General features: G+C 51.2%; 12 protein-coding genes. 9 read left to right on the top strand and 3 right to left on the bottom strand.

Annotated features, from left to right (window positions below; translation table 11 throughout):
* Positions 1–305: 305 nt before the first annotated feature.
* Positions 306–1,358: a dipeptide epimerase gene (locus JMI88_RS28630; protein WP_201365370.1), complete on the bottom strand. Its 1,053-nt coding sequence runs from the start codon at positions 1,356–1,358 to the stop codon at positions 306–308.
* Positions 1,359–1,585: 227 nt separating this feature from the next.
* On the opposite strand from JMI88_RS28630, the gene JMI88_RS28625 reads away from it, so the two are divergent.
* The 4 genes from JMI88_RS28625 to JMI88_RS28610 all read left to right on the top strand — a co-directional run bounded on the left by JMI88_RS28625 (position 1,586) and on the right by JMI88_RS28610 (position 4,908).
* Positions 1,586–2,185 carry an HDIG domain-containing metalloprotein gene (locus tag JMI88_RS28625; protein ID WP_201365369.1) on the top strand — a complete coding sequence of 200 codons (600 nt, stop codon included), beginning with the start codon at positions 1,586–1,588 and terminating at the stop codon, positions 2,183–2,185.
* A gap of 17 nt (positions 2,186–2,202) precedes the next feature.
* The gene (locus tag JMI88_RS28620; protein ID WP_201365368.1) at positions 2,203–2,628 is read left to right on the top strand and encodes a hypothetical protein; all 426 of its coding nucleotides are present in this window, start codon (positions 2,203–2,205) and stop codon (positions 2,626–2,628) included.
* Positions 2,629–2,673: 45 nt separating this feature from the next.
* The gene (locus JMI88_RS28615) at positions 2,674–3,237 is read left to right on the top strand and encodes a CRISPR-associated protein Cas4 (RefSeq protein WP_201365367.1); all 564 of its coding nucleotides are present in this window, start codon (positions 2,674–2,676) and stop codon (positions 3,235–3,237) included.
* A gap of 465 nt (positions 3,238–3,702) precedes the next feature.
* Positions 3,703–4,908 (top strand): ornithine cyclodeaminase, nickel-pincer nucleotide-dependent, encoded by a 1,206-nt coding sequence (locus tag JMI88_RS28610; protein ID WP_236023109.1) that lies wholly within the window; start codon positions 3,703–3,705, stop codon positions 4,906–4,908.
* Between the two features lie 22 nt (positions 4,909–4,930).
* Here JMI88_RS28610 and JMI88_RS28605 read toward each other — a convergent pair whose 3' ends face one another.
* On the bottom strand, positions 4,931–5,884 hold the full coding sequence (locus JMI88_RS28605) for a helix-turn-helix transcriptional regulator (protein ID WP_201365365.1): 954 nt from the start codon (positions 5,882–5,884) through the stop codon (positions 4,931–4,933).
* Positions 5,885–6,085: 201 nt separating this feature from the next.
* Here JMI88_RS28605 and JMI88_RS28600 point away from each other — a divergent pair, with 201 nt between their 5' ends.
* The 4 genes from JMI88_RS28600 to JMI88_RS28585 all read left to right on the top strand — a co-directional run bounded on the left by JMI88_RS28600 (position 6,086) and on the right by JMI88_RS28585 (position 10,131).
* On the top strand, positions 6,086–6,622 hold the full coding sequence (locus tag JMI88_RS28600) for a cysteine hydrolase family protein (protein ID WP_201365364.1): 537 nt from the start codon (positions 6,086–6,088) through the stop codon (positions 6,620–6,622).
* Between the two features lie 48 nt (positions 6,623–6,670).
* Positions 6,671–7,162 carry a ClbS/DfsB family four-helix bundle protein gene (locus JMI88_RS28595; RefSeq protein ID WP_201365363.1) on the top strand — a complete coding sequence of 164 codons (492 nt, stop codon included), beginning with the start codon at positions 6,671–6,673 and terminating at the stop codon, positions 7,160–7,162.
* A gap of 18 nt (positions 7,163–7,180) precedes the next feature.
* A complete protein-coding gene (locus tag JMI88_RS28590; protein WP_201365362.1) occupies positions 7,181–8,368 on the top strand; it encodes a DNA glycosylase AlkZ-like family protein in 1,188 nt (395 codons plus the stop codon).
* 416 nt (positions 8,369–8,784) lie between these two features.
* Positions 8,785–10,131 carry a DNA polymerase Y family protein gene (locus tag JMI88_RS28585; protein ID WP_201365361.1) on the top strand — a complete coding sequence of 449 codons (1,347 nt, stop codon included), beginning with the start codon at positions 8,785–8,787 and terminating at the stop codon, positions 10,129–10,131.
* 48 nt (positions 10,132–10,179) lie between these two features.
* Here JMI88_RS28585 and JMI88_RS28580 read toward each other — a convergent pair whose 3' ends face one another.
* Positions 10,180–11,031, bottom strand: a complete 852-nt coding sequence (locus JMI88_RS28580) for a polyphosphate kinase 2 family protein (protein WP_201365360.1) — start codon at positions 11,029–11,031, stop codon at positions 10,180–10,182.
* 440 nt (positions 11,032–11,471) lie between these two features.
* Between JMI88_RS28580 and JMI88_RS28575 the strand changes: the two genes are divergently transcribed.
* Positions 11,472–13,946 carry a DUF4012 domain-containing protein gene (locus tag JMI88_RS28575; protein ID WP_201365359.1) on the top strand — a complete coding sequence of 825 codons (2,475 nt, stop codon included), beginning with the start codon at positions 11,472–11,474 and terminating at the stop codon, positions 13,944–13,946.
* The last annotated feature ends 207 nt before the right edge of the window (positions 13,947–14,153 follow it).

Below are 14,153 nucleotides of genomic sequence, written 5' to 3'. Positions count from 1 at the left end.
GACCTGATTGGCGAGATTGACATTAGTAAGGGCCAGGGACGTATAGCGTTCATGATATTGTACATATCCCCCGCAATATCGCGTCCCAGGGCTTTCCTCGGCAAGCGAGGTGGACGAATGAGGGCGTCACTCTGCGTAGACTTGCTATTCATCGTATCAAGCAACCTTTTATTTTATGCTATAACTGTCGCAAACGATTGATCAAACGTTCAAATCCGTATCTGTAACAGCATACCATAACTGTAGACAGACATGAAGATGCGTGCAGATTCGCACAAAATCTGCACGCATGGTGATCAAATAGTTTATTTATTTTCCCGCTGCTCAGAGCTACTATAATTGTTGGAGCGCGAACCCACACCCAGGCCGGGCCGATTGGGCAAGACCAGCTTACCTCGCTCCACAGCCACACCGGTAAAAGGATCATCGCTGATCAGCAGATGCCCATCCAGGTCAGCGTAATCAACCAGCGGCGTCAGATGGGCAGCGGCAGTAATTGCCAGCGAGCTCTCGATCATACAGCCCAGCATGGTACGCAAATTGTAGGCCCGCGCCACATGGATCATCTTGAGCACATTGGAGATACCACCGTTTTTCATCAACTTAAAGTTCACCCCATCCACACACTCGCTTAAGCGTGGCAGATCCTCGATGGTAACACAGCTCTCATCGGCAATAATCGGCAAAGACACATTATCCCGCACCAGCTTCAAACCGGCCAGATCATGGGCGGGCACCGGCTGCTCGACAAATTCAATATTATATTGAGCAATCGCATTGATATTTTTGATCGCCTCCTTAGGCGTCCAACCCGCATTGGCATCCACCCTGATTACAGCAGAAGTGACATCACGAATCGCCTTAAGGATCTCAATGTCGTGCCTGGTGCCAACCTTGATTTTCAAAATAGGATAATCCTGGGCCAGCAAAGCCTTCTTGGCCATTTCAGCTGGCGTATCCAGGCCAATAGTAAAGGAGGTACGGGGAGTATGCGTGGGATTTAAACCCAACAGCTTGTAGACAGGCACGCCAAGCATCTTGCCCACAATATCATAGATCGCCATATCCACTGCTGCCTTGGCAGAGGGGTGCAGGCGAATAACCTTGTCGAGGCGCTGTATAATCTCTTCAATTAAAAATGGATCATCCCCCAGATTGCCGGCGAACATGGCAATGCAGGCCATGACAGTTTCGGCACTTTCACCATAGTATTTGCTGGGAGCCGCTTCACCATAGCCAACCGCCTCATCATGCTTCACCTCCACCACCACATTCGAGGCCGTGTGCTGCACCCCACGCGCAATACGAAAGGGGGTGATCAGGTGAAGATCTATGGGTTTTGCATCGATATGTAGCATAGTAATGTTCCTTCATTCAAGCGTGCTAGAATTCTATCAATCCTGAAACCAATGGGACTATAGACCATCATAGCATGATTGGTAAAGCCTTCCTACCAGACAAAGGAACCAGGCATATAACTGCTTCTATTTGCCAAAGAGGCGTGGGATTCCTCCACAAGGCCTCACAGAGCTATGCTATAATAGAGGCAAAATTTGCCGCACTTGTATGTAGTAAGAGGGAAACAATGCCAACACGTAATGATGCATACACGTTAATGACAAGCCATGTAAAAAATGAGAGTTTACAAAAACATATGCTGTCGGTTGAAGCCGCTATGCGCGCTTATGCACGCAAATATGGTGAGGATGAAGAGCTCTGGGCAATGACTGGATTACTACATGATTGCGATTATGAAGAGTATCCAGATCTGCATGAGCATACCAGAGTGGCGGCCGAGTGGCTACGCGCGGACGGCTATGACGAGCGTATTATCTATGCCATCCTGGCCCACAATGACTTAAATGCGGACACCCATCCACGCACAGATCTGCTTTCCAGGGGACTCTATGCCTGTGATGAGATCACCGGTATGATTACAGCTACCACGCTGGTAAGACCGAATAAGAGTATTCAGGGATTGGAAGTATCGTCGGTACGCAAGAAAATGAAATCCAAAGGCTTCGCGGCTGGCGTCAATCGTGAAGATCTGGTGAAGGGTGCCGAAGAGCTAAACGTTGATTTGAATGAGCATATTGCCTTCGTCATCCAGGCCATGACGGAGAACGCCGATACGCTGGGTCTAGCCGGGACGGCGGAAGAAACACGGCAAGAGGCGGCTCGCTAAGCCCGAGTAAAAACACTATGCCAAACCAAAACCAGCACAATGCAGTTGCTTATAAACGCACCTATAGCGCCAAAGAAATTGCGCAATATGAGTATTGTCCTCTCGTCTGGTGGCATGAACAGTATGACCCGGTCGTTCACGCGGATAATGATGAACTCTTCGCGCAAATGGTCGAGATAGAGCAGGAATATGGCTCGCAGGCTCCTGAGGTTCCTGATTACCAGGTCATCGAACAGATCCTGGTACGCAGGGGCGCCTTTGAGCATGATTTTCACACCGCCAAGCAATTGCCAGAGATGGATGACGAGGCACTTGAAGAGGAATACGAAGAGGTGGTTGAGAGCCATCCTAAAGTGCGTCGTCTGCTGGCGCTGGCGCTGGTGACGCTGGGCTTCGGCATTGTGCTGGTTGGACTATCTGTAGCTACTTTATTTTTAAAATGAGTACACCTATGACGCATAACAGGTACGGAAGGATCTAAGCACAATATGTTTGGGGAGATACTCTTTGCCGCAGGCATGGGGCTACTTCTGTTCTCTGTCGCCTGTTTTGCGCTGCTCTTTAATGAGCGCCGTGTGCAGCGTGAAAAACTGGTGCGCGAGCGCCACCAGGCCCTCGGACTACCCTTTGGTGAATTGATGTATGAAAATGTTGATGGGTTGGGTGAGCCCATCACCTCGGATGCGTATTCCCTGGTAGGGAAACCGGCCTACATCGTTAAATTGCCAGATAATCGCCTGCTGCCAGTGGATATCAAGCCAGTGGCGCAAAATACCATGACGCCTGCCAGCCATCACGTACTCCAGGTCGCCACCTACTGCCTCATCCTTGAAGAGTACGCCGAGGAACCACCTGCCTATGGCATCTTACGCTACACTGATCGCGAGTTCCCGATCGAATACACGCCTGCCCTGCGCAAGAAAGTCTTGCGCCACCTCAAACAAATGGACCTGAGCAGCGCCGAAATGCCTCCCGCGCTGCAAAAACAGAAAGCCACCAAGTGCCGCGCCTGCATCTATCAGCCTATCTGCCCCATCGGCCAGGGCAAGTAAAACACAGCCCAACAGCATCAAAGAGAGGCAGCAACCCCATGCTTTTTGCGCAGGATGCTGAAGATGACTGCGCTGATACTCTAGCCAAGTAGAGCCGAGACCAACAGGTTTAATAGAATAAAGATGTGCATCGTTACAATCATGGTAAACCAGGTGGTCTTTGAAAGATGCAGAGACATAATTGGCCTTCTTTCTTCTTTAAATATATAAAGAAATTATATTAGTCAATTAGCAAGCAAAAATGTATTGTTTCTATTAAGAACAAATATATTACTTGTCGAGCAAAAGTGCACGGTGCAAATGTCCCATTGTCCGTGTAATTACCTGGCATGGTATAAACAGATGAATAGCAATTGACATTCATGCACAGGCCGCATACACTAGGCAGCAAGACTATAGCTCCATCGATAGTGTTGTAAAGAAAAGTGAGTGCAAGCAATGCATACCGTACATGAAGTAATAGAGATGAGTGGACACATAATCGACTCTTGGACGTTGCCACGGGCCTGGGATACGATTATGGATCGTGGTGGCAATTTTGATGTTGAGGAGATGCAGGTTGGAGCAACAAAAAATGACACCAGCTATGTGCGTCTCAAGGTCTCAGCACCGAATGATGAAATACTTGAACGCATTATTTCAGAACTCCAGCAACTTGGCGCGGTCCTCTTGCACGCCGATGATGTGCATACAGCACGTGTCGAGCAGGCAGGGGTCCTGCCATCCAAATTCTACTCTACGACGAATCTGCCAACACAGGTACGCTTGAATGGACAGTGGATCAATGTTGAGCACATTGAAATGGACGTGGCGATCGCGGTTGATCGTGAGCATAACCGGGCTTTCTGCCGTCCAATGCATGAGGTGCAGGTCGGTGAGGAAGTTGTAATTGGACATGATGGTATTCGCGTGCAGCCATATGCGCGTGAACGTGAGCGCGACGCTTTTGCTTTTATGCAGAGCGATGTCTCGTCTGAAAAAGCCAAGGTGCTCGCCATCCACAATATAGCCCGCCAGATGCGCGAGGTACGTGCTCGCAATGGTAAGGTACTCTTCGTACTAGGACCGGCCGTCATTCACACAGGTGCTGGCCGCTATGTCGCCGAGTTGATCCGCATGGGCTACGTCCAGGTCATCTTTGGAGGCAATGCAATAATCACCCATGATGTCGAGTCGGCGCTGTTTGGAACCTCCCTGGGTGTTAACCTGAAGAGCGGCGAGCAGGTTGAAGGCGGACACCGCAATCATTTGCGCGCCATTAATGCTATCCGCGCTGTTGGCTCGATCGAAAAGGCCATTGAAGCCGGGCTGTTGCGCGACGGCATTACGTATGAAGCCCACCAGCATCACATTCCCATGGTTCTGGCTGGCTCGGTACGCGATGATGGCCCAATGCCTGGCGTGATCTCAGATATGCAGCAGGCTCAGGCTCGCATGCGCGAAGAGGTCCAGGGCGTTGAAATGGCTATCATGGTAGCCTCAATGTTGCACGCCATCGCGACCGGCAATCTGCTGCCAGCCCATGTACGCACAGTGGTAGTGGACATCAATCAGTCAGTGGTCACCAAACTGGCCGACCGCGGCAGCTTCCAGGCGGCTGGCCTGGTCACGGATGCCGAGCTATTCTTGCGCGAGCTATTGGATGCTCTGCAAGGGAAAGAGATCTCATAGACATTTGATGTGTCGTCCTTTGTCAGGTGCGTTCAGCCAGGACCGTGATCTGTTGGGCAAGTTTGAGCAACTCCTCTCGTAGCTCGGTCGGTTGGCGCACCACAAATGGACAGTGCAGCCGAATCAACACCCAGGCCAGCCAATCCAGGTGATCGACATAGCATTTTAGCTCGACACCCTCTGCGACCTGTTCAAGCACGGCCAGGGCTGGCGGGACAATACGCTGGGCCTCCTCTAAGGAGGTTTTGAGCACGACATCAACAAACCAGGTGGCTGGAGTAGAGGGTATCGACTTCAATACGAAGGCCAGGCAATCAAACACCTCCGGACGCGTAAACGTACGCGTCAGTGTCTCAACCGCCACGATGCGATCCAGGCGAAAGGTACGCAGGTCCAGGCGCAGATGACAATAGCCCACCACATACCAGTAACCAGAGCGATAGACCAGGCCATAGGGATCCAGCGCGCGCTCGGTTTCTTGTCCCACATAAGCTCGGTAGTGCATATGAACCGTGCGGCGCTGGCGCGCGGCCTCGCTTAGATCTACCACAATTTCGCTACGCGGCAAGGCACCGGTTGGCGTTACGTCCACCACCAGCGTCTCCTGCACCGCCTGCACACGCTCACGAATGGATTGCGGCAGAACACGCTCAATCTTGGCCAGGGCTCCCTCAGCCGCGGGCGTAGCCATAGTCAATCCCATTTTGCGACCAACCAGCAAACCCAGCGTCAGAGCCAGCGCCTCATCATCATTGAACATTAAAGGCGGCAGCTTATAGCCCGGCAGCAAACGATACGAACCATAGCGCCCTCTCATCCCTTCGACTGGGATACCCAGGTCCTGCAACATAGTAATATAGCGCCTGATTGTACGGGGATCCACCTCCAGACGCTCCGCCAGTTCCTGCCCACTCATCTGTTGCCTGGACTGCAGCAACTCCAGCACCGTCAGGACACGCGTCGTAGGAAAATACATTGGCGGCATTCCTTTCAATCTAGCGATCAGCCGAATTTCTGGCAATCCATAAAAATAATGCTGTTTTAGGGCGAATTCTATCCTCTTTTGCGTGTAAACTCAAGAGGTAAGATTGAAAGTCGTGGTGCGCCCCTTGGCGCTTCAAACCTCGTCGCACCTACGATGTTTTCTTGTTATTTCGAACATCAGAGGGGATTTTTTATGGATAAAGATACGGCGCTGGTCATTATTGATATCCAGGTTGGTATGATTAACGCGGATTCGGCGCATCATACGGAGGCGCTGGGTAATATGCAAACCTTGCTGAGCAGGGCGCGAGCCGCCAATATTCCGGTGGTCTACGTTCAGCATGATGGTCCCAAAGGTCATGGATTAGAGGTTGGCAGCGCGAACTGGCATATCCATCCGGCGATCGCCCCACAGCCTGGAGAAGCTGTGATCCGCAAGCGTGCCTCGGATTCCTTCCATGACACGACGCTGCAGCATACGCTACAGGAATATGGCGTCAAACACTTGATCGTTGCTGGCGGCCAGACCGAACATTGCGTCGATACGACGGTCCGTCGCGCTACCACCTTTGGCTACAACGTGACGCTGGTCAGCGATGCCCATGTGACCTTCGATACCGAGTTATTGAGCGAAGCGCAGATTATCGCCTTTTGTAATTATACTCTGGATGGCTTTGCGTCCGATGACGCGGAGATTAGCGTCCGACCAACCAGTGCGGTTTTAAACTAGCATATCCGTTACTCTGGCGTCACCGAACAGGAAGAAAGGCAGAAGCACATGACCGAACACGCACCTAAAGCCGAGTTATTACAGCGCATGCAAACAGGCTACGAGCAGCTCACAGCCCTGTTAACCACCCTGAGCGAGGAGCAATTAACAACTCCTGGCGTCAATGGTAAGTGGTCGATCAAAGATAATATCGCCCATCTCACCACCTGGCAAAAATATCTTATTGGCGTACTGACCGCCATCCATAATAAAGAGACCACCTTTCCCAATCCAACACCTGGCATGAGCGAGGACGAAGAAAACGAGCTGTATTATCAGGCCAACAAAGATCGTTCACTGAGCGATGTACAGAACGAGTTCGCCGCAGTGTATCAGCAAACCAGAGATGCAGTGGAGTTGTTATCGGAGGAAGAGCTCAACATGCCCCTTGAGCAATGGAAGGGACAGCCGGTCTGGCCAAATATAGTGGGAAATACATTTGGACATTATGAGGAACATAGCCAGATCATTCAAAAATGGCTGGCGAGCCAGCATAGCTAGAAGCAACGAAGGAAGACTATGACGATCTCCATTTCACGAGAACAGGCCGCGCGTCTGCTGGCCAACTATCATCTGACCCCAACCGATATCCCTGGTGTGTTTGAACGCCTGGGAACGGTTCAGTATGATCCATTGAATCCCGTTGGTCGCAATGCGGACCTGGTTTTGCAGGCGCGGGTTCCTGGCTATCGGGTCGATGATTGGCAGCAGGTAGCCTACACCGATCGCTTGATCTATGATGCCTGGGATAAGCAGGCCTGCCTGGTGCCAGTCAGCGATTGGATCATGCGTGCCCATACTCGTGAGATGTATCGTCCCTACCACGATCGTGAAATCATGCAGTCCGATTCTCAGACTGCGCCAGCTATTCTGGCAGCCATCGATGCCCAGGGACCACTCTCATCGCTAGAGTTTGAGGATCGCACGCGTATGCCCGATCAAAACTCATGGTATGGCCTGACCCACACCAAGCGCGTCCTGCGAGCCATGTGGGTCAGTGGCATCCTGGTCACCCATCACCGCAAAAATGGACGCCACTACTATGATCGCCCCGAACGTGTCATCCCTGCGCACCACTATAATCTTGCCCCACTACCGGATGCTGAGACGTATCACCGCTGGATCATTGGCCGCCGCTATCAGGCGGTCGGCTTGCTGCGGCCCAACGCAGAATCTTGCATCTGGAGCGCCTGTGGAACAACCGCCCACAGAAAAACGGCCCTGACCCAGTTGATCGAAATGGGCACCCTGATCCCGGTGCTGGTCGGAGAAAAAAAATGGCCCTACTATCTACACCGCAACGCGCTCCCTTACCTGGACGCGCCAATGCCAGCGCCTCGCGCCACTTTGTTAGGTCCGCTGGATAGCCTGCTCTGGGATCGCAAAGCCCTCCAACAAATCTTCTCCTTTGACTACCTGTGGGAAGTCTATAAGCCACCAGCACAGCGCCGCTGGGGTTATTATGTGCTGCCCGTCTTCTACAGGGATCGCTTTGTGGCACGCCTTGACTCACGCCTGAGCGACAAGACGTGGACCATCATGAAGTGGTGGTGGGAGGAAAATTGTCGTCCAGACGCCGAGCTCTACGACGCCATCAAACAGGCCCTGCTGCGCTTCCAGCAATACCTGGGCGCTCAGGACATTCGCCTGGCCGAACCCATCGACCCTGAACTGCGCCGCATACATACAACATACCACGCTGGATAGGCATAAACAGAATTTTAGTATATAATAGAAAAACTCGATGGACGAGATATTACTGCTCAAAAACTTGAGCAGTTGATATGCAAACTCGCATGCTTCCACGCGTTGGTTTATTGTAAGGGGGGATTATGGAGATGTTTAGTGGTAGGCATTTGATATATCCATATATAGGCGAGTATATTTTACAAAACACGGACACTACAAGTATACATATATCATGCATCGTATTCTCCATTAGTAACCTTATCTGCATCATTCTTTCGTCCTATTCAGACAAAGATGCAAGTAGATGTATCGTGATAAGAGTATCAGCACATTTTTTGTCGTTCGCCCAACAAAGATATATACTGTAGAAGAATGCTATGCAACAATTTCAGCAATCATCATCACAACAGGCAATAAAGAGCTCGGAAAATATAATGGACGAGCAGCCACCGTATCATGCTAACGATGAGGTAGATGAAGCGGCCCGCGCAGCGGAACGCGCCCGGCTCCGTCAGGGTGTCATGCATGTACGCATTGATCATTTCTATTGTACGATGGAGGAACTCCTGGACCCCTCGTTACGCGGGCAGAGCTTCATCGTAGGCACAGGCACCGGGCGCCCCAATGAACCCGGGCGCGTGATCGACGTGTCACCAGCCGCCGCACGGTCAGGCCTGGTACCGGGCATGCCGCTGCGCCGCGCCCATCGGCTGGCTCCCCGTACGCGTTTTTTACCTGCTTCGCATAATCAATATCAACCTATATTGCAGCAGCTCAAGGATCGCTATCGGGCGTATTCGCGCATTATAGAAACGATTCCTGTCTCCGATGCATTCATTGACCTGCGCGGCTGCGAGCTTCCCTTCACGACACCGGTAACGCTAGCGGAACGTCTGTGCGCCGAAATCGCCGAAATGGGATTGAGCGCCATGATCGGGGTCGCCAACGGCAAATCGACGGCAGAGCTGGCAGCATTGATGAGTCGCAAAGATGGTCGGCAAGGAGTTCTTTATATTCCACATGGACGTGAGGCCTCTTTCGTGCAAACGCTGCCACTATCAATGCTCACACGCATGCGGGCCGCCGGTACAGGCCAGGCCACAGCATTACCGGAGCTCAACGAGCACAACCAGAACAAGAACGGCGAAGGAAAAAGCGAGCAGGTAGATCCAGTGGCTGTGGCCGAGATGGTAGCACACCTGCGCGATTTTGGCATTACCTCCTTTGCGCAGGTCGCGACATTAACCGAAGAGGGATTGGTACGCCGCCTGGGACAACTGGGCGGCTGGCTCTATCGCGTGGCCATTGGGGATGATGATAGCCTGGTGGTACCCGATGCACCGCCTTTGAGCCAGAATGCCCGTGTCCGCTTTCACCACCAGGCCGATGCCGACGAGACCTGTAGCGCATTAGGCAAACTGGCCAGTTACCTGAGTGAGCGCCTGCAGGAACAACGCCTGAAGGGACAATCCATCGCGCTGGTTCTCTGGCCCAATCAAATCCGCCGCCATACCCGCAAGCTGGTCGCCAATGAGGATGGAGAAGAAATGGCCTTTACGGCAGATGAAGAGACTATTGGTGGACAATTACTGCTGGATCGCCATACAGATCAGGCCGATATTATCGCTCATCATAGCCTGATGCTTTTCGCCCATTATCATAAGGCTGGCATGCGCTATCTCCAGGTGCAGTTACGCGTTGGTGACATGATTACTACCGCGCCAACCACCTACTATCCACCACCCGCACGTGCCCGGGGCCGACTGACGCGCAAATTATAAGCTCGATAAACTTAATAAGCGCAGACCGCCGGTCCCCAACCAACAAGGTTATAATCCTTTGACCTCGTTGCTGGCACGTAACTGCTGCAACGCTGCCAGCTCTTTACGACCGCGCTCTTCAAGGTCAGCCTTCCACTCATCTTTATACTTACGCATAGTGTCTACCAGCGTCTGGGCAATCACCAGATTGCGATACCACTTATGATTGGCTGGCACAATATACCAGGGAGCCTCATCGGTACTACATTGGCTCAAAGCATCTTCATAGGCTTTTTGATAGTCATCCCAGTATTTACGCTCAGCAAAATCGCTACTCGAAATTTTCCAGGCCTTATCTTTATCATTGATGCGTGCCTGTAAGCGAGCAGTTTGCTCATCCTGGCTGATATGTAAAAAGAACTTGAGAATGATCGTTCCGTTGTCAGCCAGCAACTTCTCAAAATGATTAATCTCTTTGTAGCGCCGTTTCCAGACATCCTCAGGAACCAGATTATGGACGCGCACAACCAGCACATCCTCATACTGTGAGCGATTGAAAATACCCATTACGCCTTTGGGAGGTACAGCATTATGGATACGCCAAAGAAAATCGTGAGCTGCTTCTTCAGGCGTTGGCACCTTAAACGAGACCACGTGACAGCCCTGTGGATTCACCTGCGAAAAGACATGGCGGATCGTGCCGTCTTTTCCGCTCGTATCCATACCCTGCAAGACCATCAGCAGGCTGTGATGCTGGGCCGCCGACAGCAACTCCTGCAACTCACCCATCTCTTTGCCCAGGTTGCCCAGCGTCTCCTCAGCACCATCACGCTTAAATGAAGGATGTACATAATCAGGATCATACTTCTTTAATTTGACATGCTCACCTTCGGGGACTTTCCATAACAAATCATTACTCATTACGGGCTCCATCCTTTCTCATTCGATACGCTTATTTTGTACACTCCCGACAGCGGAAACAAGATACACGACAGCATCAACCAGCATGCACACGGCCAGGCTGATGGACCGATATCTCTTCAGCCATACAATCCAAGCGGATCAGCAAGCCAGAGGACTCGTTTGTCCCCTTTTCATCCTCCAACAACGTTATCATAGTGTGAGCATTGAGAGCCAAACATCTTAAAAAGAGCTTCTAATAAAAATTAGCACGACTTTAATCATACCTGGCGTGAAGTTGAAACGTCTGCATATACGCATGCGTTATAAAACTACGTATGCTTCTGTTTAATATAACAATATCATTACTAGCTTAGTTAAGAATCAGATAGGGAACGGGATCGTTCGTCAAGGGTATAAATCGGGGGGCAAGGCCCAAATCTACATGCAAGAGGTTATGAATGTTACACGCACATGACACTGACGGCGTCGCACTGCAACCTCTCCAACAGCCGGCTCAACCTACCATGGATACGGCTTCGCAGCCTGCTCCACCCTCCTCGGCTATCCCCATGGATAATTTGCTGCTTTCTGAAGTGCCAGTGAACTCGCTCCCCGAGGGAGCATATGTTCTCGCTCCCCCTCAGAAGAATGACATCCCAGATAAACTTGATGTTCCAGGTCAGACCGCAGAAAACGCAATCTTCATTCCCGATCAAGACTCACATTATACGCAGATTATCAGGAGGAGGCAGGTTCTACAGCAGCAACGCTATTCGCGCCGCCTGCATCAAAAGTTGCAACGCAGCAAAGTTCGTAGCTCGCTGCAGCGGAAGAGGCAATCATCTAAACTAGCAACACTCAATCTTATATTGCTTGGCATTCTCTGTCTGGGTATCGCCCTGCCTACAGTTTTCTCTGGTGGCTATGTATTGCAAGCATATGTGACCCTGAGTACACTGACCACCCATACCATTAGCGGCATCAACCACTTACGTACCGTCAAAGACCTGTTGAGCAGTCCACAACAAGCCAGTGATACGAACAAAAAACTGCTGGACGCCACCAAACTGGCAAAGGCTCAAACCGAACTGGCGGCGGCCCAGCACGATTTTCAGCAAGTGCAGATGATATTGAATAAAACGCCCTGGCTACAATCAGCGCCACAGATGGCGCCGCAGCTAGCACCCTATTTTACGACCGCGCATGCTGCCAGTCAGATCGGCGTCGATGTCACCATGATCGGACAAGAAGTTGTAGCCACTGGCCTGTTACTGGCTCCGCAACTGCAGGGTAGCCTGCTGGGTAACAGTAAAGCGCCCCTGATTACCGCACCACAATTTAAGCAGATGCAGCTAGCATTTAATCGTATCTTGCCACGACTAGAGAATATACAGGAGCAGACAAAACTGCTTTCGCTGAACCTGCTGCCCCTCAGCGCGGATATGCGGCAACAACTCACAACCGATCTCCAGCTTCTGTCACAGGTCGTTACCACGGCCAGAGAAAACCGTAACCTGGTTGAATCACTTGGCTGGTTGCTGGGTGTAGATCAACCACGCACCTTTCTGATCCAGACCATGGATCGGGCAGAGCTACGCGCCACCGGTGGCTTTACCGGTCAATATGGAGAGTTGACGATCCGTAATGGACGGGTTGCTCCCTTTTCACTGCAAAACATCGCTTTATTGGAATATAGCGATAATAGTCCGACTTATGGCAATGTAGCGCCGGATGCCTATCGCTCCTGGTGGCCCTTCGCCAACTGGGGTCTGCGTGATGCCAACCTCTCAGCTGATTTTCCCACCTCAGCTAACCTGGAAATGGAACGCTACAAGGCTGAGATCAATCGATCGGTCGATGGTGTAATTCTATTCACCCCTTATACCATCCAACACTTACTGCAAGCCATCGGGCCGATTACAATTCCTCGCTACCAGGAAACTATTACGGCCCAGAATCTTGAGGAAAAATTGCATTATTATCAGCTGTCACATCCTGGTATCGCCAAAGAGAAACGCATAGAGCATATCAACGATGATGAGGCCGCACGAAAAATGTTTACATCGGCGCTCGCGCATACATTGGTCGATCATATACGGCAGGCGCCAGTCAAAGAATTGCTGGGCATTGGCCAGCAGATGCTCAAAGATATGCAAACGCGTGATCTGCAGGTCTATGTAACCAATCCAACGGTAGAAAACGTCCTGAAGCGCAATAATTTAGCGGGCGAGATGGATCGCTCGACCAATCGTGATGGCCTCTATATTGTACAAACCAATGTCAGCGTCAGTAAGGCCTCACAATATGTAAAGACTACGTTCAACGATGATGTACAACTCGACAACAAAGGTGGAGCGACCCATAACCTGACCATGTACTTTAATTATCAACAGACCGGGCCAGTTTATGGCTTTGACACCTACCGGGACTATCTACGCATCTATGTGCCGCCCGATGTGCATTTTCGCTCTGGCAGTGGCATCGATAATGGCGAACCTTTATGCGGAGGCGTGTTGGGCAGTTGTCCCAGAACAAACGTCTATCCGCATCAAGAACTGGTCTGTCCAGCGGGACAATATGTGGCCGGACTGGCCTCACCAATGATCTACGACCAGTTTGTAGGTGAAGAGCATCCATTGGATAAAGTGGGTGGACCAACCAACTTTCAGAGCGATATCCCGCAGCGTGGCATGTTTGGTGGCTATGTGATAATTCCCAAAAACTGTCAGGCAACCGTCAAGCTTTCCTGGTATGTACCGGCACACTCAGCCCAGACTTACCAGTACTATGTACAGCGTCAGGCAGGTACCAATCCTGATTATCACCTCACCATACATCCAGCGGGCTGTGAAGCATCCTCCAAAGCCGCCAGCCAATTTACAACCGACATGTCAAGAGATATGCTCTTCAGAGCAAACGTTATCGGCTGTTGAACGTATACGATAACCCATAATAGGTTCGAAGCTTGCCTCCGATTTTCCCTCGACGCACGTAAATACTCCCATCGGTTCGGAGCTTGCCTCCGATGTCCCCGGCAGTGCGAACGGGGAAGCTCTTCGTGAACTTTTTTATTGGTGAAACGTATCTCTATTTTAGAGCTATACATATGCCACGATTACGTTTTCAAGGAGAATCAGAGC

It is taken from the genome of Dictyobacter formicarum (assembly GCF_016587435.1).
Note: the sequence above shows the minus strand (reverse complement) of the source record. Positions and strands in the feature narration are given on the sequence as shown.

Excerpts from the sequence above, each read along its gene's own strand:
- JMI88_RS28580 (WP_201365360.1), bottom strand. The coding sequence starts at position 11,031 with ATGAGTAATGATTTGTTATGGAAAGTCCCCGAAGGTGAGCATGTCAAA.
- JMI88_RS28585 (WP_201365361.1), top strand. The coding sequence starts at position 8,785 with ATGGACGAGCAGCCACCGTATCATGCTAACGATGAGGTAGATGAAGCG.
- JMI88_RS28595 (WP_201365363.1), top strand. The coding sequence starts at position 6,671 with ATGACCGAACACGCACCTAAAGCCGAGTTATTACAGCGCATGCAAACA.
- JMI88_RS28600 (WP_201365364.1), top strand. The coding sequence starts at position 6,086 with ATGGATAAAGATACGGCGCTGGTCATTATTGATATCCAGGTTGGTATG.
- JMI88_RS28610 (WP_236023109.1), top strand. The coding sequence starts at position 3,703 with ATGAGTGGACACATAATCGACTCTTGGACGTTGCCACGGGCCTGGGAT.
- JMI88_RS28625 (WP_201365369.1), top strand. The coding sequence starts at position 1,586 with ATGCCAACACGTAATGATGCATACACGTTAATGACAAGCCATGTAAAA.
- JMI88_RS28615 (WP_201365367.1), top strand. The coding sequence starts at position 2,674 with ATGTTTGGGGAGATACTCTTTGCCGCAGGCATGGGGCTACTTCTGTTC.
- JMI88_RS28630 (WP_201365370.1), bottom strand. The coding sequence starts at position 1,358 with ATGCTACATATCGATGCAAAACCCATAGATCTTCACCTGATCACCCCC.
- JMI88_RS28605 (WP_201365365.1), bottom strand. The coding sequence starts at position 5,884 with ATGTATTTTCCTACGACGCGTGTCCTGACGGTGCTGGAGTTGCTGCAG.
- JMI88_RS28620 (WP_201365368.1), top strand. The coding sequence starts at position 2,203 with ATGCCAAACCAAAACCAGCACAATGCAGTTGCTTATAAACGCACCTAT.
- JMI88_RS28575 (WP_201365359.1), top strand. The coding sequence starts at position 11,472 with ATGTTACACGCACATGACACTGACGGCGTCGCACTGCAACCTCTCCAA.
- JMI88_RS28590 (WP_201365362.1), top strand. The coding sequence starts at position 7,181 with ATGACGATCTCCATTTCACGAGAACAGGCCGCGCGTCTGCTGGCCAAC.